The organism is Neotabrizicola paludis (assembly GCF_044142105.1).
Lineage (GTDB): Bacteria > Pseudomonadota > Alphaproteobacteria > Rhodobacterales > Rhodobacteraceae > Pseudogemmobacter.
In genome coordinates, this window is sequence record NZ_JBGTYM010000002.1 from 137,174 (window position 1) to 157,174 (window position 20,001).

The 20,001-nt window shown below is 67.9% G+C and carries 15 protein-coding genes; 4 read left to right on the forward strand and 11 right to left on the reverse strand.

The window, feature by feature from the left end:
- Positions 1–4 precede the first annotated feature (4 nt).
- The 10 genes from ACED67_RS05775 to ACED67_RS05820 form a co-directional block, all read right to left on the reverse strand.
- On the reverse strand, positions 5–1,168 hold the full coding sequence (locus ACED67_RS05775) for a DNA recombination protein RmuC (protein WP_395540623.1): 1,164 nt from the start codon (positions 1,166–1,168) through the stop codon (positions 5–7).
- Entirely contained in the window at positions 1,165–3,006 is a 1,842-nt protein-coding gene (gene mutL, locus ACED67_RS05780) for a DNA mismatch repair endonuclease MutL (protein ID WP_395540624.1), read from the reverse strand. Before mutL ends, ACED67_RS05775 begins: the two co-directional genes overlap by 4 nt.
- A gap of 100 nt (positions 3,007–3,106) precedes the next feature.
- Positions 3,107–4,423 carry a M16 family metallopeptidase gene (locus tag ACED67_RS05785; protein ID WP_395540625.1) on the reverse strand — a complete coding sequence of 439 codons (1,317 nt, stop codon included), beginning with the start codon at positions 4,421–4,423 and terminating at the stop codon, positions 3,107–3,109.
- Positions 4,423–5,832 carry a M16 family metallopeptidase gene (locus tag ACED67_RS05790; protein WP_395540626.1) on the reverse strand — a complete coding sequence of 470 codons (1,410 nt, stop codon included), beginning with the start codon at positions 5,830–5,832 and terminating at the stop codon, positions 4,423–4,425. The genes ACED67_RS05785 and ACED67_RS05790 overlap by 1 nt, the downstream gene beginning before the upstream one ends.
- Before the next feature lie 56 nt (positions 5,833–5,888).
- Complete coding sequence (locus tag ACED67_RS05795) at positions 5,889–6,425, reverse strand: DUF3035 domain-containing protein (protein ID WP_395540627.1); 537 nt, start codon at positions 6,423–6,425, stop codon at positions 5,889–5,891.
- Between the two features lie 53 nt (positions 6,426–6,478).
- Positions 6,479–6,991 (reverse strand): signal peptidase II, encoded by a 513-nt coding sequence (gene lspA, locus ACED67_RS05800; protein WP_395540628.1) that lies wholly within the window; start codon positions 6,989–6,991, stop codon positions 6,479–6,481.
- Between the two features lie 5 nt (positions 6,992–6,996).
- Positions 6,997–8,580 carry a bifunctional phosphoribosylaminoimidazolecarboxamide formyltransferase/IMP cyclohydrolase gene (purH, locus tag ACED67_RS05805; protein ID WP_395540629.1) on the reverse strand — a complete coding sequence of 528 codons (1,584 nt, stop codon included), beginning with the start codon at positions 8,578–8,580 and terminating at the stop codon, positions 6,997–6,999.
- Positions 8,581–8,592: 12 nt separating this feature from the next.
- Positions 8,593–10,323, reverse strand: coding sequence for a heparinase II/III family protein (locus tag ACED67_RS05810; protein WP_395540630.1), 1,731 nt, complete (start codon positions 10,321–10,323; stop codon positions 8,593–8,595).
- 135 nt (positions 10,324–10,458) lie between these two features.
- Entirely contained in the window at positions 10,459–11,610 is a 1,152-nt protein-coding gene (locus tag ACED67_RS05815; protein ID WP_395540631.1) for a saccharopine dehydrogenase family protein, read from the reverse strand.
- A gap of 55 nt (positions 11,611–11,665) precedes the next feature.
- Positions 11,666–12,715 (reverse strand): saccharopine dehydrogenase, encoded by a 1,050-nt coding sequence (locus ACED67_RS05820; RefSeq protein ID WP_395540632.1) that lies wholly within the window; start codon positions 12,713–12,715, stop codon positions 11,666–11,668.
- A gap of 156 nt (positions 12,716–12,871) precedes the next feature.
- Between ACED67_RS05820 and ACED67_RS05825 the strand changes: the two genes are divergently transcribed.
- The 3 genes from ACED67_RS05825 to ACED67_RS05835 are packed head-to-tail and all read left to right on the forward strand — an operon-like array spanning position 12,872 to position 17,058.
- Positions 12,872–13,750 carry a hypothetical protein gene (locus tag ACED67_RS05825; protein WP_395540633.1) on the forward strand — a complete coding sequence of 293 codons (879 nt, stop codon included), beginning with the start codon at positions 12,872–12,874 and terminating at the stop codon, positions 13,748–13,750.
- Positions 13,751–13,753: 3 nt separating this feature from the next.
- Positions 13,754–16,210 carry a hypothetical protein gene (locus tag ACED67_RS05830; RefSeq protein ID WP_395540634.1) on the forward strand — a complete coding sequence of 819 codons (2,457 nt, stop codon included), beginning with the start codon at positions 13,754–13,756 and terminating at the stop codon, positions 16,208–16,210.
- Positions 16,204–17,058, forward strand: a complete 855-nt coding sequence (locus tag ACED67_RS05835) for a glycosyltransferase family 2 protein (RefSeq protein WP_395540635.1) — start codon at positions 16,204–16,206, stop codon at positions 17,056–17,058. Before ACED67_RS05830 ends, ACED67_RS05835 begins: the two co-directional genes overlap by 7 nt.
- A 100-nt stretch (positions 17,059–17,158) precedes the next feature.
- Here the strand turns inward: ACED67_RS05835 and ACED67_RS05840 are convergent, their stop codons facing one another.
- Complete coding sequence (locus ACED67_RS05840) at positions 17,159–18,382, reverse strand: glycosyltransferase family 4 protein (RefSeq protein WP_395540636.1); 1,224 nt, start codon at positions 18,380–18,382, stop codon at positions 17,159–17,161.
- Between the two features lie 263 nt (positions 18,383–18,645).
- Here ACED67_RS05840 and ACED67_RS05845 point away from each other — a divergent pair, with 263 nt between their 5' ends.
- Positions 18,646–19,992, forward strand: a complete 1,347-nt coding sequence (locus ACED67_RS05845; RefSeq protein WP_395540637.1) for an oligosaccharide flippase family protein — start codon at positions 18,646–18,648, stop codon at positions 19,990–19,992.
- Positions 19,993–20,001 lie beyond the last annotated feature (9 nt).

Sequence of the window (20,001 nt, forward strand, 5' to 3'; positions counted from 1 at the left end):
TGGGTCATTCGGCGGGGCGGGCCAGCGCTGGCGGGCTGGGCAGCGGATCGGGGGCCAGTTCCTCGAAATCGAAATTGTCGAGGCGGCGGGCGCGTTTGGTTGCCTTGTCGGAGGAGATCTTGATTTCCTCGATATCCTTGGCGGCCTGGCCAAAATGGCGGTCGAGATTGTCGACGCGGGTCGAGAGCCGGTCGATATCGCCGTAGAGCAGCGACAGTTCCTTGCGGATCGCCCCGGCCTGTTCGCGCATGCGGGCATCCTTCAGCACCGCGCGCATGGTGTTCAGCGTCGCCATGCAGGTGGTGGGCGACACGATCCAGACCTTGAGCGCGAAGCCTTCGCGCACCGTCTCGGGGAAATTGGCGTGCAGCTCGGCATAGACCGCCTCGGAGGGCAGGAACATCAGCGCGCCATCGGCGGTTTCGCCGTCGAGGATATAGCGGTCGGCGATTGCGCGCAGGTGATTGCGAACGGAGGTTCGTAAAAACTGCGCCGCTTCCTGGGCCTGGCGCGGGGTTTCGGCGCGGCGCAGCGCCTCATAGGCCTCGAGCGGGAATTTGGCGTCGATGACGATGGGACCGGGCGGGTTCGGGAGATGGACCAGGCAATCGGCGCGGCGGCCATTCGAGAGCGTGGCCTGCATCGTGTAGGAATCCGATGGCAGGGCCTTTTGCACGATGTCATGCAGCTGGATCTCGCCAAAGGCGCCGCGGGTTTGCTTGTTCGACAGAATATCCTGCAAGGACAGCACGTTGCCTGACAGTTTCTCGATATTGGCCTGGGCCTTGTCGATGGTTTCCAGCCTTTGCTGCAATTCGCCCAGGCTGCGCGCCGTGCGGGTGGAGGTGCCCTGCAAGGCTTCGGTCATCTGGCGCTGGACATCGGCGAGGCGGGTTTCCATCAGGCGCAGCATGTTCGCCTGGCTGTGGGCCTGCGCCTCTGAGACATGATGCAGCCCGCCGGTCAGGCGTTCCTGCCCATCGGACAGGGATTGCACGCGCTGGCCCATGAACATCAGTTCGCGCAACAGCGGCTCGGCGCTTTGGGCGCTGCGGCGGGCAGCGCGCAGGATCAGCAGCAGCGCCAGGGCCAGCACGAGAAGCACGGCTGCCGGGATCAGAATCTCGGGCGCCGTCCAGGGATAGCTTTTTCCGAAAAGCGTGATCATCGGCGGCCGAACAATCGTTCGATATCGTGAAGTTTCAGCTCGACCCAGGTCGGGCGGCCATGGTTGCACTGGCCGGAGGAGGGGGTGGCCTCCATCTCGCGCAGAAGGGCGTTCATTTCCTCGGGGCGCATCTGGCGGCCCGAGCGGACCGAGCCATGGCAGGCCATGCGCGACAGGACGGCATCAATGCGCGCGCGGGTCAGCGCGGAATGGCCCTGGTCGGACAGTTCGTCGAGGATGTCGCGCAGAAGCGCTGCGCCATTGACCGCGCCCAGGATGGCGGGGGTTTCGGTCAGCGCCACGGCGGAACCGCCGAAAGGTTCGACGATCAGCCCGGCCTCGGCCAATTGCGGCGCGGCGGCAAGGATCAGGCTGGCGTCGGAAGGCGAGAGGGTGACGATTTCGGGGATCAGGAGCGGCTGGCGCGCGATGCCGGTCTGGGCCATCTGGCGTTTCAGCCGTTCATAGACCAGGCGTTCATGCGCGGCATGCTGGTCGACGATGACGATGCCGTTCTCGGTCTGGGCGACGATCCAGTTTTCATGCAGTTGCGCGCGGGCGGCACCGAGAGGGAAGGCGGAAGGGGCGTTTTCCGGGGCCTGCGGAGTGTTGTCGGGCGGGGGGGCCGTGCGGGCCATCGGCGCCTCGGCAAAGCCGGGGGCGACGGCGGCGGGGGCCTGGAAGGCGAAGGCCCGGGCGAGGCTGGCCTGGGCGGGCGCGGGTTCGCGCGGGTATTCGGGGCGGAAGGCGGCGAGGGTTTCGGTCGCCACGGTGGTCGAGGCGCGGTGGCCGGCCCCGGCAAGGGCGGTGCGCAGCGCGGTGATGATGAGGCTGCGGGCGGCATCGGGTTCGCGGAAGCGGACCTCGGCCTTGGCGGGGTGCACGTTCACGTCGACGCGCTGGGGATCGACGATCAGGTTCAGCACGGCGGCGGGATGGCGGTCGCGCGACAAAACGTCAAAATAGGCGGCGCGCAGGGCGCCCAGAAGCAGCCGGTCGGCGACCGGGCGGCCATTGACGAAAAGATATTGCTGGGCCGAGGAACCGCGCGAATAGGTCGGCAAGGCGGCATAGCCTGTCAGGCGCAGCCCGTCGCGGGGGGCGTCGATGACCATGGCATTGGCGGTGAAATCGGCGCCAAGCAGGCGGGTCAAACGCCGGTGCAGCGCGTCGAACAGGTCGCCCGGTTCGGGATCGAGACGCAGGATCGTGCGCGGCCCTTCGGGCGAAATCTCGGTCAGGGTGAAGCCGACGGTTGGTTCCGCCATGGCGAGGCGCTTGATAACCTCATGCAAAGCCTGCGCCTCGGCCCGGTCGGTGCGGAGGAATTTCAGCCGGGCAGGCGTGGCATGGAACAAGTCGCGCAACTCGACCACCGTGCCACGAGTCAGGGCGGCGGGGCGGACGGCAGAGAGGCGGCCGCCATCACAGGTGATCTGGGCGGCGTCATGGCCCTGCGCGCGCGAGGTGATGGTCAGGCGGCCGACCGCGCCGAGCGAGGGCAGCGCCTCACCCCGGAAGCCGAAGGAGCGGATGTCGAGCAGGTCGGAACCGTCGATCTTGGAGGTGGCGTGGCGCGACAGGGCGAGCGGCAGGTCTTCCGCCGTCATGCCGCAGCCATCGTCGGTGACGCGGATCAGGGTCTTGCCGCCATCGGTATAGTCGATGGAAATCCGGGTGGCCCCGGCATCGAGGGCGTTTTCCACCAGTTCCTTCACGGCGGAGGCCGGGCGTTCCACCACCTCGCCCGCCGCGATGCGGTTGATCGCCGCCTCATCGAGCTGGCGGATCACCGGGCGACCGGATGCGCCCGTTATCTTGGGGGTGTGAAGGGTCATCCGACGATATGTAGCAGGCGGGGGTGAGTCGGGGAAGAGGAAGGGCGCCCGGTTTGATGCGGGCGCCCTGCGTGAGTTTCCGTTGATAGTTCGGCGTTAATTACGGGGTCGGGGTCAGGCCCGCCGGTTGGCCGACCACGACGAAGCGCAGGTGGTCGGGGTGGAACAGCCTTGCGGCGACGCGTTTCACGTCTTCCAGAGTCACCGCCTCGAGCTTGGCGTTGCGGGTGGCGATGTAGTCGGGCGGGAGGTGATCAAGCTGCATGCCCACCATGATCTCGGCGATGGGACCATTGCCCGAAAAGCGCAGGGCATAGCTGCCGGTCAGATAGGTCTTGGTCTCGGCCAGTTCCTGTTCGGTGATGCCCTCGGTCGCGATGCGGGCCCATTCGTCCTGCACCACTTTCACCGCCGCGGCCACCTTGTCGTTCGAGGCGGAGAACTGGCCCAGATACAATTCGCCCAGATCCATGGGCACTAGGTAGGTGCCGATGCCATAGGTCAGGCCGCGCTTTTCGCGCACCTCTCGCATCAACCGCGCCGAGAAGCGGCCGCCGCCCATGACCTCGTTCAGCACATAGGCGGCGAAGAAATCGGGGTCGTCGCGGCGCAGCCCCTCATGCCCGAAGAACACCACCGATTGCGGCGAGGGGAAATCCACCACGCTGATACCGGGGGTCAGGGTCCAGGGGGCGGGGCCGGGTTGCGGCGCGCCGGTGGCGGGCAGGCCGCCGAGAAGCTTGTCCAGCAGCTTGCCCAGATCCTCGGCCGAAATGTCACCCGCCGCGCCGATCACCACGCGGTCGCGGGCGATGGCGCCTTTCCAGGCGGCGACGATATCGTCGCGGGTCAGGGCGGCGACGCTTTCAAGCGTGCCTTCGCCCGCCGTGGCATAGGGGTGGTCGCCAAAGGCCAGCGCGTCGAAGGTGCGGCTTGCAATGGTGCCAGGGTCCTTTTCGTCGGAGCGCAGCCCGCTCAGCACCTGTTCGCGCACCCGGTCGACCGCATCCTGGTCGAAGCGCGGCTTGGTCAGGGCCAGCGCCAGCAGGTCCGCCGCCTGATCGCGGTTCTCGGTCAGGAACTTGGCCGAGACGCCGAATGTGTCAGCCCCGGCGTTGAAGCGGAAGCTGGCGGCCAGGCCGTCGCGCGCCTCGGCGAAGCCGCGGCTGTCCAGATCGCCCGCACCCTCCTCGATCAGCCCGGACATGAGGTAAGTGGCGCCGCGCTTGCCCGGCATATCCAGCGAGGTACCGCCGACGAAGCGGATTTCCAGCGCGGTGAAGGGGATGCCGTGGTCCTCGACCAGCCAGGCCTTGAAGCCGCCGGGGCTGGTGACTTCCTGGATCTTCACTTCGGCAAGCGCCGGGGCGACGAGCGCAAGGACCAGCGCGAGGGCGGCTAGGATCGGGCGGAACATCACGGCGTCCCCTTTGCGGGCAGGTCAGCAGGCTGGTCTTCCGGGCCGGCGGGCAGCGATTCCCCCGCGCCGGGGGAGGGGGCCTCGCCCGCGACGGGTGTCAGCCAGCCGGTGACGGCACTGTTGCGGTTGAAGACCTTATGGGCGGCGGCCATGACATCCGCGATGGTCACGGCGCCCAGCACATCGTCAAAGCCCTGGATGTCGTCGATGGTCAGACCGATGGTCAGTTCCTCGCCATACATATTGGCCAGGCCCTGGATGTCGTCCTTGCCATAGATTTCCGAAGCGCGGATCTGGGTCTTGATGCGGTCGAAAGCGGCCTGATCGGGGCCATTGGCAAGGAAGGCATCGACCGCCTTGTCCATTGCCGCCTCGGCATCTTCCAGCGAGACGCCGGGCGCGGGCACGACGTAAAGGCCGAAATTGCCGCTGTCGATCGCGGTGCCATCATAGAAGGCCGAGGTGTAGACGGCGGTCTGCGTGTCGAATTGCAGCGCGCGGGCCAGAACCGAGGTCTGGCCCGACCCGCCCAGCAATTCCGCAAGGATCAGCAGGGCGGCGGCATCCTTCTGGTCGCCCGGATTGCGGGCGGGCGCAAGATACTGGCGATAGACATAGGGATTCGAGACCCGCTCGTCCGAAAGGGTCAGCCTCCGCTCGGCCAGTTGCGGCGGTTCCTGCGGGCGGTCACGCGGCACTATGCCTTCCGAGGGTTTGATCGGGCCATAATATTTCTCGGCCAGGCGCTTGACCTCGGCGGGGTCGACATCGCCCGCGACGATCAGGGTCGCGTTGTTCGGCGCATAATATTTGCGATACCAGGCCAGCGCGTCGTCGCGGGTCAGCCCTTCCATCTCGTGCCGCCAGCCGATGATCGGGATGCCGTAATGGCTGTTCATATAGAGGGCGGCCCGCATCTGTTCGCCGAGAAGCGCGCCGGGATCGCTGTCGGTGCGCTGGGCGCGTTCCTCGAGGATCACCTGGCGTTCGGTGGTCACGTCCTCCTCGGTCATGCGCAGGTTGCGCATCCGGTCGGATTCCATGTCCATCACCATTTCCAGCCGGTCGGCGGCGATGCGCTGGTAATAGGAGGTATAGTCGTAGGAGGTGAAGGCGTTGTCATCGCCGCCCTGCGCCTCGATCAGGGCGGAGAACTGGTTCGGCGGGATCTTCTCGGTGCCCTTGAACATCAGATGTTCCAGGAAATGCGCGATGCCCGACTTGCCGGGCACTTCATCGGCGGAACCCACGCGATACCAGATCTGCTGCACGACCAGGGGGGCGCGGTGATCCTCGATCACCACGACGTCAAGCCCGTTGTCGAGCCGGAAGGTGGTGACGTCTTCGGCCAGCGCAGGTGCTGCGGCCAGCGCCATCAGCAGGGCCAAGGGTCTGAGAAAGCGCATGGTTCCTCCGCAAGGGGCCGGCGGGAGGGCCGGGAAATTTGTCGCGGTGCGAGGGTCTATTTCTCGCCGTCACCCGGCGGCGGGGCCGAGGGGGTCAAGAGGCCCCGCTTGCGCCAATAGGCCAGCTCGCGCTGCTGGTCGAGCGCCATATCGGCATAGGCCTTGTAGTAGACGTTCACATTAAAGAGACGTTCGAGAATGCGGCCATTGTTGTCGCGCCGCCAGTCGAGGTCTTCCGAGGCCAGCGTGGCGCGGATGCCGCTGGTCACGCCAAAGCGGCTTGCCTGGGCATAAAGTGCGGAATCGGCGGCGGGTACGCCGCCCTGGATCGATTGCGGCTTGCCTCCGAGGGCGCTGATCGCATCGGCCTCGGGCGTGGGATCGGTGCGGTTCGCGCCGCCCGGCGTGGGCGCGGGCAGGTCGGACAGCGACTCGGGCATGGAGAGCGCCTTGGGCGGCAGGATGGCGAATTCGTCCGGGCCGTCGGTGGCGCGGAGATTCATCAATTCGGGCTCGCCCTTGGGGCCGCAGGCGGCAAGAAGCGCCAGCACCGCACATGCCGCGATGGCGGTCCCGCCCCGTCCTGTCCGCATTCGCCCTGCCTCCGCCGTTTCTTGCCCTGTCTTAGCGCATGTGCCCGGCCCCGTCACGGGGTCTTTCGGTCACGTTTCCCGCGCCTTGGCGGTTTTCCCGTCGCGGCCGGGCGGCCGGTGAACAGGACAAGTCCGAAGGCCCCGGCAAAGATCGCGATGTCGGCCACGTTGAAGGCGAAGGGATTCTCGATGCCGCAGCAGGACATATTGAGGAAATCGGCGACTGCGCCATAGGCGACGCGGTCGATCACATTGCCAAGCGCGCCGCCGATCAGGATGCCGGCCGAGACCTGCACCAGCACCGAGGGATTGGTGCGGCGGACCCAGAGCCAGACCCAGACCGAAATCGCCAGGGACAGGGCGATCAGAATCCAGCGGGTCGCGCTGCCATCGCCTGAAAAGAGGCCGAAATTGATGCCGTAATTCCACGCCATGCGGAAATTGAGCAAGGGTGGGATCACGTCGATCTCGCCCCGCTCGCGCAGGTTCAGGCCATGGACGACCAGCACCTTGGTGACCTGATCCAGCGCAAGGGTCAGCGCGGCGGAGAGAAGGGCGATCCGCATGGGCATCAATGCCGGAAATGGCGCTGGCCGGTCAGGACCATGGCAAGGCCCAGCCGGTCGGCGGCTGCGATCACTTCGGCATCCTTCAGGCTGCCGCCGGGCTGGATCACCGCTTTCACGCCATTGGCCGCCAGAACCTCGATCCCGTCGGCAAAGGGGAAGAAGGCATCCGAGGCCGCGACCGAACCGATGGCGGGGCTTTCCGCCAGGCCAAGGGCGGTGGCGATCTCGGCGGCCTTGCGGGCGCCGATCATGGTCGAATCGACGCGGCTCATCTGGCCCGCGCCGATGCCGACGGTGGCGCCGTCCTTGACATAGACGATGGCGTTGGACTTGACGTGCTTGGCGACCTTCCAGGCGAAGACCAGATCTTCCAACTCCTGCGGGCTGGGCGCACGCTTGGTGACGACCTTGAGATCGGCCTGGGTGATCGTGTCCACGTCCGAATCCTGCACCAGGAAGCCGCCCGCAACCTGGCGGAAGGACAGCACGCCCTTCCGTGGATCGGGCAGGGCCTCGGTCGTCAGTAGGCGCAGGTTCTTCTTGGCGGCGAAGATTGCCTTGGCCTCGTCTGACGCACCGGGGGCGATGACGACCTCGGTGAAGATCTTGACGATTTCCTCGGCGGTGGCGCCGTCGAGCGGCTGGTTCAGGGCGACAATGCCGCCGAAGGCGCTGGTCGTGTCGCAGGTATAGGCGCGCTGATAGGCTTCGGTCAGTGTCGCGCCCCGGCCGACGCCGCAGGGATTGGCGTGCTTGATGATGGCGCAGGCCGGGCCTGCGCCCGCGAATTCCGCCACGAGTTCAAAGGCGGCATCGGTGTCGTTGATGTTGTTGTAGGACAGTTCCTTGCCCTGCCACTGCTTGGCGGTGGCGACACCGGGGCGGTCCGACCCGTCGCGGTAGAAGGCGGCCTGCTGGTGCGGGTTCTCGCCATAGCGCAGCGTCTGCGCGAGCTTGCCTGCGAAGCTGCGGTGGCGGGGCGCAGGTTCGCCGATGGCCTGGGCCAGCCAGGTGGAGACGGCGGTGTCATAGGCGGCGGTGCGGGCATAGGCGGCCTGGGCCAGCCGCTGCCGGAAGGCCAGCGAGGTGGTGCCGGTGCTGCCAAGCTGGTCCAGAAGGCCCGCGTAATCGGCAGGGTCGGTGACCACGGCGACAAAGCCATGGTTCTTGGCCGCCGCACGGATCATCGCCGGGCCGCCGATGTCGATATTCTCGATCAGTGTCTCGTAATCGTCGGTCTTGGCCCTGGTTTCCTCGAACGGATAGAGGTTCACCACCAGAAGGTCGATCGGGCCGATGTCATGTTCTTCCATCGCGGCCACATGGTCGGCCTTGTCGCGCAGTGCCAGCAGGCCGCCATGGATGCGGGGATGCAGAGTCTTGACCCGGCCATCCATCATCTCGGGGAAGCCGGTCACATCCGACACGTCGCGCACCGGCAGGCCCGCGTCGCGCAGCATGGCTGAGGAACCGCCGGTGGACAGAAGCTCTACCCCCAGCCCGTGCAGGGCGCGGGCCAGGTCCAGAAGCCCTGTCTTGTCGGAGACGGAAAGAAGCGCGCGGGTGATGCGGACGGAATCGGGCAAGTCGGCCTCCGGTCAGATGGGAACCGGATCGTCCCGGTCCAGGTCGCGAATGGCGAGCGGAGTATCCTGTGCCTTGGCCAAGGTCCAGCCGATCCGCGTTTCAAGGTCGGTCACATGGCCGGAAAGGACGATCTGCCGCGCCGGGCGGGGCTGAAGGCGGCCTTTTTCAAGATAGACCGAGGCTTCCAGGGACAATTTCGCGCGCCCGTCATGGCGGAAGACCCAGATCTCGCCCGAGCGCAGCGCCATCGACACGGCATTGCCGCCCATATCCAGCGTGGCGTCGACATCGGGATGCAGGTGGAAGCGGATGGCAAAGCCGATGCCGCGCAGGTTGGTGCGGGCGATGGCCTGATCCAGCTGGCGGCGCTCGGCGGCGGAGAGCGCGGCCAGCGTGTCGGTGCCGCCCAGGCGGCGGCCATCGGCCGAGAGGTGCAGCTCGCGCCCCGCTGTCAGGCCATGGCTGGCGGACCAGCCATCATGCGCCAGATAGGTCAGCGCGCCATCGGCGCCCCCGGCATGGCGCAGCGCAGTGACGCGGGCGCAGTCCTCAAGCCGCTCGGTCGCGCCCCCCTTGCCAAAGCGCGAGGAGGATGAACCGCTCAGCCCGAGCGCCGAATGGGATTGTGTCGCCCGCCCCGCCAGTCGCCAATCCCGACCGAAGGGCAGGCCCGAGCCGCAATTGACGACCAAAGGGCGGCGGCCCGAAGTCAACTCGAAAGCGGCGGTCGAGGCATGGGCCGTGGCGCGGGCGGCGCCGCCAGGCGGATCGGCGGCATCAAGGATCAGGCTGGTGCGCCCGCCGGACAGGCGGACGAAGCCCATGGCTTCGGTCAGGTGGCCGACCGGGCGCAACGCCGCCGAAGCGGCAAGGGCGGCGTCGAGCCGTCCTTCAACGCCCTTGCCGCCGCCGTGAAACCGCGCCAGCGCGCCGTCGGCGTGGCGCAAGACCCGCAGCGACGGCGCGATGCGGTCAACGGTCTGGGCCAGGTCCGGTGGAAGGGTCTGCTCTGCCTCGGCCAGCGCGCGCAGCGCCCAGGTGAGCAGGGTCAGAACCTCGAGCAGTTCCTCGGGGTTGCGGGTGGGCAAACCACCCGAGGCGTCGATGCGGGTGGCACATTCTCGGGTCAGGGCCTGGAGGGCGGCGGGAACGTGCCGCTCCATTCCCTTCAGGGCCAGCGACCCGATCAGAAGGCCGATCAGCGCCTCGAATCGCGGCAGGCCGGGCCGCGCGGCCCCGGCGCGGCGGGCCAGAAAGGCGACCTGCCGGGTCAGGGCGTCGAAATAGCCGTCCTGGGCGGGTTTGTCGCGCGATTGCAGCAGGAAGATCGCGTGATGAACCCAGCGGATCACCCGCCGTCCGGTCAGGTCCGGCGTCCAGCCCGGCCCTTGCCCCGCGCCATGGCGGCGGATCCAGTCCAGCGTCCAGTCCTGCGCCAGCGCGCGGGCGGGAAGGGTGCCGAGGGCGACAAGATCATCCAGCCAGGCGAAGCCCTGGGCCTCGGCGGCAAAGGCGGGGTCGGGCGACTCGATCGCCCAGAGCGGCTGGCCCTTGGATTCGGCCAGATGGCCGGCCAGCAGGATATTGCCGGCCAGAAGCTGCTTGCCGCGCGCATACAGTCCGATCGAGCGCGGTTCGGGCTGCGAGACGAATCCCTGCGCGGGCGTCTGGCGCCGCACGGCCCAGGCCGCAAAGCGGTTTGCCAGCCGTTCCCGGCCTGAAAGGATGCCGTCGCTGCCCATGAGCGGGATGGTCCTCTGCCTGCTCGCATCGCGTCCGGGTTGCGCCCCGGATCGGCCTGAAAGCTTAACGGCAGAGCCTGCCCCTGTCACGTCACCGCAATGTGTCGGCCCGTCTTTCGGCGGGCAGGGCCGGGGTCAGTGCAGATGATCGACCCGTTCCAGATATTGCGCCAGACGCCGGGTTTCATCGAGCCAGCGGGTGACAAGGCGCGGATCATGCGGCGCGGTATGGACACCTGCCGGGATCTCGCGCGCGAGAACCGCCTGCACCGCCATCGAGACCGGAACCGAGACCAGCCGCCCCATGGCCGAGCCGCGCGCATCGCCCCAGGCATCCATCGCCCAGGTCTGGTGGAAAACCGGGCGACCCTCGCGCTCGGCCTTGAGCGCCACGAACAACACGACGCGATCGGGTTCGCCCGGCGCGTAGGAATTGGTCTTCAGAAGATCGGCGGCGACGGCGTTCAGCTTGGCGTCCACCTCGGCCTGCGGCGCACCTTCCAGACCCTCGACCGTGGCGAAGATGTCCTTCCAGGCCTCGGACCAGCCATTCAGCCGGATGGTGCCGCGCACGAAATCGCGCAGTTTCCAGGCCGGATCAAAGCGGTAATCCGCGATGAAGGGCAGCGAATCGCGGTTCGGATAGACCTCGAAGGCCTCGGGCGTCGGCAGGGGGGCGACATATTCGGTGATCGCGTCCCAGGGCTTGGTGATGCACAGCTCGGAAAAGGCCTTGAGCGAACGCGAGGGCGAGCGCAGGGCCTTCAGGACGCCCGCCGGCGCCCAGGAGAACTTGTAGCGGAAGGGATTCGGGATCTTGGGGATACCGCCGCAATAAGAGGTGAAGGTGAGGATATTGTCGGCGTGATAGCCGGGCGCGGCGCGGTAGCGCGCCACAAGGTCATGCGCCATCAGGTGATCGAGGCCGGGGTCGAGACCGATCTCGTTTTGGGAAACCAGTCCCTTGGCGCGGAATTCGGCATCCAGCGCCTTCATTTCGGGTGCGATATAGCTGGACGAGACGAAATGCGCGCCTTTGGTCAGGCAGGCCCTGGCGATGGCGACATGCTGATCGGCGGGCAGCATCGAGATCGCGACATCACCCGGCTCCAGCGCGGCGGTCAGCGCCTCGAGCGTATAGGCCCGGATGTCGCTGGCGATATCGCCCACGGCTTCCTGCGCATTGGCGACGGTGCGGTTCCAGACCACGACGGGAAGCCCCGCCTCGATCAGGCGGCGAAGGCCGGGGCCGGAGGACAGGCCGGTGCCGCACCAATGGATCGTCATGTCGTGTCTCCCTTCACTCAAGAATACGAATTTTCGGTGAAAATTCGCGGGCGGGTCAAAGTTGGGCGCTGTGGGTCCGGTAATCGGCCAATGCCCGCGCCCAGACGCCCGCGCCAAGATCGGTCAGCGACAGAAGCGTGGGCAGAAGCTGGGCGGCGTAATCCTGCGAGGATTCGACCGGCAGCAGCGAGGGCAGGTTGTCGATCGCGGTCACGTCCAGCAGCGGGAATTCGGCGACGCGCAGGGCGGGTTCCTGCCAGTCGGTCGTGCGGTCATAGACCTTGATCGGCGAGAAATCCGAGGTCGGGTCGCAGGCGATGTCGCCGATCACCGACAGGCGGCGGACCTGGGTCAGCGCCTCGCGCGGTACAAAGACCGGGCAGCCCGGGCGGGCGAGGATGCAATTCAGGAAGATGCCATGGGCCAGCACCTCGGGGAAGGGGCCGCCATGGGCTGTCTCGGCCATGTCCCAGAGCGTGGTCTGCACGCCCATCGCGTCGCAGAGCGCGGCGGCGCCCGAGCCGACCCGGCCCTGGGCGCCGATGATCAGGGCGCGCGGGCGGCCGAGGCTTTGCAGGTCTTCTTCAAGTTCGGCGATCAGCTCGGCCTGCGAGCCGACCTGCGCAACCGGGCCGCAGATCCCGCCGCGCTGCTGGGCGGCCCAGCATTTCAGGCTGACGGCGGCGCCGGCGAAACCGGCCCAGTAGCCGAAGGCGGCGACGCGACGGCCGGCCTCGTCCACCAGATATTCCAGATCGTAGAGCGTGCCGCCGCCCGCCTTGAACCGCTTCAGCAGCACTTGTCCGGCGGGCTGGCCCTTGAAGGCATGGCCGAACATGATGTGGCGGTGCGGCAGGGGCGTGCCGTCCTCGGGCAGTTCCTTGAGGCCGAAAATGATGGCGTCGCGCGGGGCCTGCGGCCAGGTATAGGGCGCGGCAATGGTGGCGCCTGCCGCGCGATAGCCGTCAATCGGAATGGCGCGGGTCGGGCTGTCCTCGATCGTGACCTGAAGCCCGGCGGCGATCAGGGCGGCGACGCCCTCGGGCGTGACGCCGACGCGTTCCTCATTCGGGCGCTGTTCGGCGCGGACCCAGAGATGTGTCATCCTGTCGTCTCCGATCATTTGCCCTGGAAACGCTGCGTTCCGGCCTGGGCACTGGTCATGGCGCGGCGTTGATAGCAGAAAGGGGCGCGGGCGAAAGAGCGGATGAGGGGCAAGGCAGGCGTGAAGAGGCGGGTGATTCTGGCAGGGGGAGCGGCGATGACCGCGACGGCGGGGCTGGCGGGGTGGCGTGCGCTGCGCCCGGAAGATGTCCCTGCGCCTCGTGCCGCGCTGGATGAGGCCGCCTTCCGGGCCGTCTACGCCGATCCGCCCGCCATCGTGCGACCGACCCGGGTTTATCACCTGGGCCATTCGCTGGTCGGCCCCGATATGCCGGTCATGCTGGCCGCGGCGCTGGGCCATGGCTTTGACAGCCAGATCGGCTGGGGCACCTCGCTGCGCGACCATTGGCAGGGCGAGGTCAAGGGGCTGGAGGCGACCCGCCTGGCAGACGAGGCGCTGGCGGGCGGCGGCTATGATGCGGTGATCCTGACCGAGATGGTCGAGCTGAAGGATGCGATCCGCTGGCATGCGTCGGCGAACCATCTGGCGAAATGGGTGGCGCGGGCGCGCACGGGCAATCCGCAGGCGCGGGTGCTGCTCTATGAGACCTGGCACCGGCTGGATGATCCGGCAGGCTGGCTGGACCGGATTGCTGACGACCGCGCAGCGCTGTGGGAGGCGGCGCTCTTGCGCCCAGCTCTGGCCGAGGCGGGCGGCGTGATCCATGTGATTCCGGGTGGCCCGGTGTTGGCGGCAGCGGTGCGCGCGGCGGAAGCCGGGGCCTTGCCCGGTATCCCCGACCGGCGCGCCTTTTTCACCGATGAGATCCATCCGAGCGATCTGGGCGCCTGGCTGATCGCGATGACCCATGCCGCCGTCCTGTCGGGGCAAAGCCCCGAAGGCCTGCCCGCGCGGCTGCCAAAGCGGGATGGAACCCTGGCCGGTGCGCCCTCCGATGCGGTGGCGGTGGCGCTTCAGCGTCTGGTCTGGATCGAGGTGGCGGGGTATCCGCCCACCGGCATCAGGGCGGGATAGGGGATGTCGGTGCTGGCGCTGCTGTCAAAGATCCTTTTCATCGGCCATTCGCTGGTCGGCCCCGACCTGCCGGGCATGGTCGAGCGCGGCCTGGCTGCCATGGGCGAAACGCGCGAGGTCCAGGCCCAGATCATCAATGGCGCGCCGCTGGGCTATAATTGGGACAATGCCGCCAAGGCCGAGGGTGTGGATGGCCGCGCCGCGCTGGCATTGGGCACGGTCGGCGATCTGATCCTGACCGAAGCCCAGCCCATCGCCGCCCATCTGCAATGGAGCGACACGACGGGCCTTGTCGCGCGCTGGGCCGATGCGGCCGAGGCCGCGAACCCCGAAGTGCGGGTCTGGCTTTACGAGACCTGGCCCAGCTTCACCCCCAAACCCGAGGAGGTGAATGCCGATCTGCCCTGGCGCCTGCGACTCGACGAGGAGTTTCCGCTCTGGCTCGCGGCGGCGGGCGACCGGGCGCAGATCATCCCGGCGGGGCAGGCCATGGCGCTGCTGTCGGACGAGATCGCGGCGGGCCAGGTGCCCGGGCTGACGAATATCTCGGATGTCTTCGCCGACGATATCCATCTGAACGGGCGCGGGCTTTACTTCGTCGCCATGGTGCAGATCGCGGCATTGACCGGACGCTCGCCCGAAGGCCTGCCCGCCAAACTGGTCCGGGTCTGGGAGACGCGCGAGGCGGTTATCCCCGAGGATCAGGCGGCGGCCTTCCAGCGCATCGCCTGGGCGGCGGTCGAGGGCTTGCCCGCAAAGATCGCGGCGATGGGCAAGCGGGCGGACATGGCGCCCGGGCCGGATCAGAGCGCAGCGCCCGCCTCTGCGCCGAAATCCGGCTTTGCCCCGATCACCAACCCTTCGCTGACGCTGGGCCTTGCCGGCATTGCCGATTGGTCGGTCCAGCTGCCTTTCCTGGACCAGATGAAATCCGCCCGACCCTGGATCGCCCATCGCGGCGGCGGCTGGGGCGGTTGGGACGAGGCCGACCTGCGCGCGGCAGGGGCGCTGGATGCGGAGGGCTGGCCGCTGTTCCTTCCCGATGGTGTTTCGGGCATCTCGACCCTTGTTCTCACCGACCTGCCGCAAGAGGCGGCAGGGGCGGCGGGGCGCTATCTGGTGCGCTGGCAGGGCAAGGGCGTGCTGAAGATCGAGGGCCGGGCGCAGGAGGTACGGGCCGAAGGCGCCAGCGCGACATTCGACTATACGCCCGGCGAAGGCGCGGTGATCCTGACCATCGCCGCCACCGACCGCGCCGACCCGATCCGCCATATCTCGATCGTGCGCGAGGATCGTGCGGCGGCGCTGGAGGCGGGCGAGATTTTCAACCCCGACTGGCTGGCACGGATTGAAGGGGCGCGGGGCATCCGCTTCATGGACTGGATGCTGACCAACAATTCCACCCTGTCGCGGGCGGCGGACCGGCCTTTGCCCATGGATTATTCATGGGCGCGCAAGGGGGTTCCGGTCGAGGTGATGGTGGCCTTGGCGAACCGGCTCGAGGCCGAGCCCTGGTTCACCCTGCCGCATCTGGCCGATGACAATTTCATTCGTATCTATGCCGGAATTGTTGCGCGCGATCTGGACCCCGGCCTGCGCGCCTGGGTGGAACTGTCGAACGAGGTCTGGAACCCGCAATTCGCCCAGAACGCCTGGGCAAACCAGCAGGGCTTGGCGCGCTGGGGCGTCGATGGCGCGGGCTGGCAATATTACGGGGTGCGGGCGGCGGAGGTGATGGGCCTCTGGTGCGCCGCCATGCCTTGCGACCGGGTGGTCCGGGTGATCGCAACCCAAACCGGCTGGAAAGGGCCTGAAGCCGACATGCTGGCCGCGCCGCTGGAAGTGGCGCGGGGTGGCAAGGCGCCGGTGGAGAGCTTCGATGCCTATGCCGTGACGGGCTATTTCTCGGGTTTTCTGGGGGCCGAGCAGAAGCGTGCCACCGTGAACGGATGGCTCGCGGAAAGCGAGGCGGCGGCCAAGGCGGGCGCCGCGCGCGAGGGGCTGACGGGGCGGGCGGCGGCGGAGTATTTGGCGGCGCATCGCTATGACCGGGCGGTCGCTCTGGCGGCGGCAGAGCTGCGCGATGGCAGCACGAGCGGTACGCCGGAGGACACCCTGGCACAGCTTCTGGGCGACACGCTGCCCTATCAGGCGCAGGTCGCGGCCGATCATGGTTTGAAGCTGGTGATGTATGAGGGCGGCACCCATGTCGTGGGCTATGGCCCGATGGTCGAGGATCAGGCGTTGACCGATTTCTTCGCCGTGCTGAACTTTTCGCCCGAAATGGGCGCGCTGTACGGCACACTTCTATCCGGCTGGGCGCGGCTGAGCGATCAGCCCTTCAATGCCTTTGTCGATCTCTATCCCCCGAACAAATGGGGAAGCTGGGGCGCGATGCGGCATCTGGGCGACGAGAATCCGCGCTGGCTGGCGCTGGCGCGGGGCTGCGATCCATGCTGACAGCCGCGCGCCCCGCACCGGCCCTGAGCGTGATCATCCCGGCCTCGAACGAAGAGGGCTGGATCGGGCGCTGTCTGGCGGCGGTCTTGGCCAGCGATCCGGTGCCGGGCGGGGCCGAGCTGATCGTGGTGGCGAATGGCTGCCGCGACGCCACGGCGGAGGTGGCGCGGGGCTTTGCGGCGCCGGCCCGAGCGGCGGGTTGGGGCCTGATGGTGATCGAACGGGCTGAGGGATCGAAGCCCGGGGCGCTGAATGCGGGCGATGCGGCCGCGCATGGGGCCTGCCGGGCCTATCTCGATGCCGATTGCGTGGTGACGCGCGGGGTGATGGCGGCGCTTGTGCAGGTGTTGACGGAAGATGTGCCGCGCTATGCCGGGGCGACGCCGGTCGTGCCGCGCGCGCGTTCGGCCCTGACCCGCGCCTATGGGCGCTTCTGGCAGCGCCTGCCCTTTGCCCGCAGCGTGGCGCCCGGCTACGGGCTGTTCGCTGTGAATGCCGCGGGGCGTACGCGCTGGGGGGACTTTCCGCGGATCATCTCGGACGACAGTTTCGTGCGGCTGCAATTCCTGCCTGAAGAGCGGGTGCAGGTGCCTGACCGATACGACTGGCCGATGGCCGAAGGCTTTGCCGCGCTGGTCAAGGTGCGGCGGCGGCAGGATGCGGGTATGGCGGAGATTGCCGCCCTGCATCCCGGGCTGCTGGCGCGCGAAGGCAAGGCGCGGCTGTCCCTGCCGGGACTTGCGGGATTGGCCCTGCGCGATCCGGTCGGGTTCGGGGTCTATGTCGGGGTGTCGCTGGCCGTGCGGCGCAAGCGCGGCGGGGGCGAGTTCACGCGGGGAAGGTCGTAAAGGTTTTTGCCCTGCGCCTGGGTCAGAGCCCGGGGGTTTCCGCTCCCCGGGTCCCCTGAGAGTATCTGGACCGAGAGGAAGGGTGCAGGCGCCCCGGATGTCAGGGTCTGCCGCCGGACGCGAAGAGGGCGGCGAGTTTTTCGGCCTCTTGCGTGATGTCATGGCGGGCAAGGACGGCGGCACGGGCGTTACGGCCCATTTCGGCCAGCCGTTCGCGTGGCAGGGCATCGGCGGCGGCGATGGCCTCGGCCAAGGCATCGGCATCGCCGGCCGGGACCAGCCAGCCCGTCTCGTGCGTGACCAGTTCGGGCACGCCCATGATCGCGGAGGCGATGGCCGGGCGACCGGCAGCGAAGGCTTCCATCACCACCATGGGAAGGCCCTCGGCGAAGGAAGGCAGGACAAGCGCATGGGCGCGGGCAAGCTGGTCGCGAACCTCGGTCTCGTCCAGCCAGCCGGTCAGTGTGACATGGGCGGCCAGGCCCAGCCGGGCGATCTGTGCTTCGATCAGCGGGCGGAACGGGCCTTCGCCGATCAGTGTCAGATGCAGGTCGGGCACGCGGGCCAGCGCGGCGGGCAGCGCCTCGACCAGCAGCGGAAAGCCCTTCTGTTCCGCCAGTCGCCCGATGGCCACAAGGCGCAGCGGGCCATCGGGCTGGACTGCGGGTTCGCGGAAGCGCCAGGGTTCGATGCCGCAATGCACGACATGCAGGCGGTGCCAATGCGCGACATCGGCCCAGCGGCACAGCTGCGCCCGACCATAGGAGGAAATCGCGACAGTAAAGGCCGCGCGGGCAACCTTTTCGCCCAGGGAATGGCCACGGGGGGCGTCGAATTCCTCGGGGCCATGGGTGGTGAAGGAATAGGTCAGCCCGCCGATTTCCGCCGCGAGCATGGCGACGGTGGCGGAATTCGTGCCGAAATGGGCATGGATATGGGGCAGACGTTCCTCATGGCAGCGCCGCGCCAGCTGCGCGCCTTCCAGCCAATAGACGAAATGCCGCAGCCGCCCGCCGGTGCCGGGCGCGCCATCGCCGCCCTTTGCCCCGCAGGCCAGGGCCAGCCGCAGCGCGCGCAAGGCGGGCAGCGGGCGGCGCGCCGCAAAGGCCAGCGCAGTGCGCATCAGCCGCCACAGGCCCGGCTTGAGGATATATTCCGTGCGCGCCTGTTCGGCGATGTCGCCCGGATCGGCCAGCCGGTCGGGGGCGCTGCGCAGGGCGAAGCGGTGGATTTGCCAGTCCATCCGCTCGAGCGCCTGAATCTCGCGCCGGATGAAAGTGTGCGAGGGGAGCGGATAGGTGTTAACCAGATAGGCGAGTTTCACGGCACGGGCTTTCAGCGGCGGAGCAGAGCGGGCAGGGCCGGGGCAGCGGCGGAGGCAGCATTGGCAACCCAGCCGGTACAAGCAAGGGGGCAGGGGGCAGCGCGGGGCACGGCGGTGGAGAAGCGTTGCATCGCTGCCGACAGCGCGAGATCGGAGAAATGTCAGGAAGGTGCCATGCCCCCGCCATGCCGCCGTACCTTTTCTTTGATCGGGAAGCTTCCTAGGGTTCGCCGCAAGGCGCGGCAGGCAGGACAGGACAGTCGATGCAAGGGGCAATGGGCGGCAGGGGGCTTTTCGGCCGCGCGCTGAGCGGCGGCGCGCTGACCGCAGGCTCATATGCCATCAGCCAGGCCCTGCGGCTTGCCTCCAACCTCGTCCTGACCCGGCTTTTGTTCCCCGAGGCTTTCGGCGTGATGGCGCTGGTCTCGGTGGTGCTGATCGGGCTTGCCATGTTCTCCGACACCGGGATCGGCCCGGCGATCAGCCGCTCGGTCCGCGGGGACGAGCGCGGCTTCCTGGATACGGCCTGGACGATCAATGTGGTGCGGGGCCTGCTGTTGTGGCTGGTGACCTGTGCGGTGGCCTGGCCGGTGGCGCACCTCTACGCCGTGCCGGAACTGGCACAGCTTTTGCCCGTGGCCGGGCTGACGCTGCTGATCGCGGGCTTCAACCCGACGCGGATCGACACGGCGAACCGGCATCTGATGCTGGGGCGGCTCACGGCGCTGGACCTCTTGTCACAGGCGATCGGCATCCTGGCCATGGTGATGCTGGCGCTGGCGATGCGCTCGGTCTGGGCGCTGGTGATCGGGGCGCTGATCGGCTCGACCGCAAAGCTGGTGCTGTGCTGGCTGTTTCTGCCGGGCGAGGCCAACCGCTTTGCCTGGGAACGCGCCTCGGGCCGCGAGCTTCTGCATTTCGGCAAATGGATCTTTCTTTCTTCGGCCTGCGGCTTCCTGCTGTCGCAGGGCGACAAGGCGGTTCTGGGCGCGCATCTGAGCCTTGCGGATCTGGGCATCTACAATATCGGCTATTTCCTGGCCTCTTTTCCCATGCTGCTGGCGGCGGCGGTGGTGTCGCGGATCATGATCCCGCTTTATCGCGACCATCCGCCTGCCGCCTCGGCCCAGAATACCGCGCGGCTGGCGCGGCTGCGGCGGGCGATCTCACTCTCGGTGCTGGCGATGCTGGCGGCGATGGCGGTGGCGGGCGGGCCGCTGGTGGCGCTGATGTATGACGCCCGCTACCATACGGCGGGGGTGCTGGTGACGGCCATCGCCATGGCGCAGATGCCTGCCGTGGTCGGGCTGACCTATGAGCATTCCGCGCTGGCGGCGGGGGATGGCCGCGGCTTCTTTCTGTTGCAGGCGGCCCGGGCGACCGTGCAGACCCTGGCCTTCCTGATCGGGGTGCAGCTTGCCGGCCTGGGCGGGGCCCTGCTGGCGCAGGGTCTGGCGCTGACGCTGGTCCATCCGCTGATCGCGCGGCTGGCCTGGCGGCATGGTGCCTGGGACATGCGGCATGATCTGCAGATCTTTGCGCTGGTTCTGGCGCTGATTGCAGCATTGACGGCGGTCTATGGCCCGGAACTGCTTGAACTTGTGACGTAAGGGTTGGGC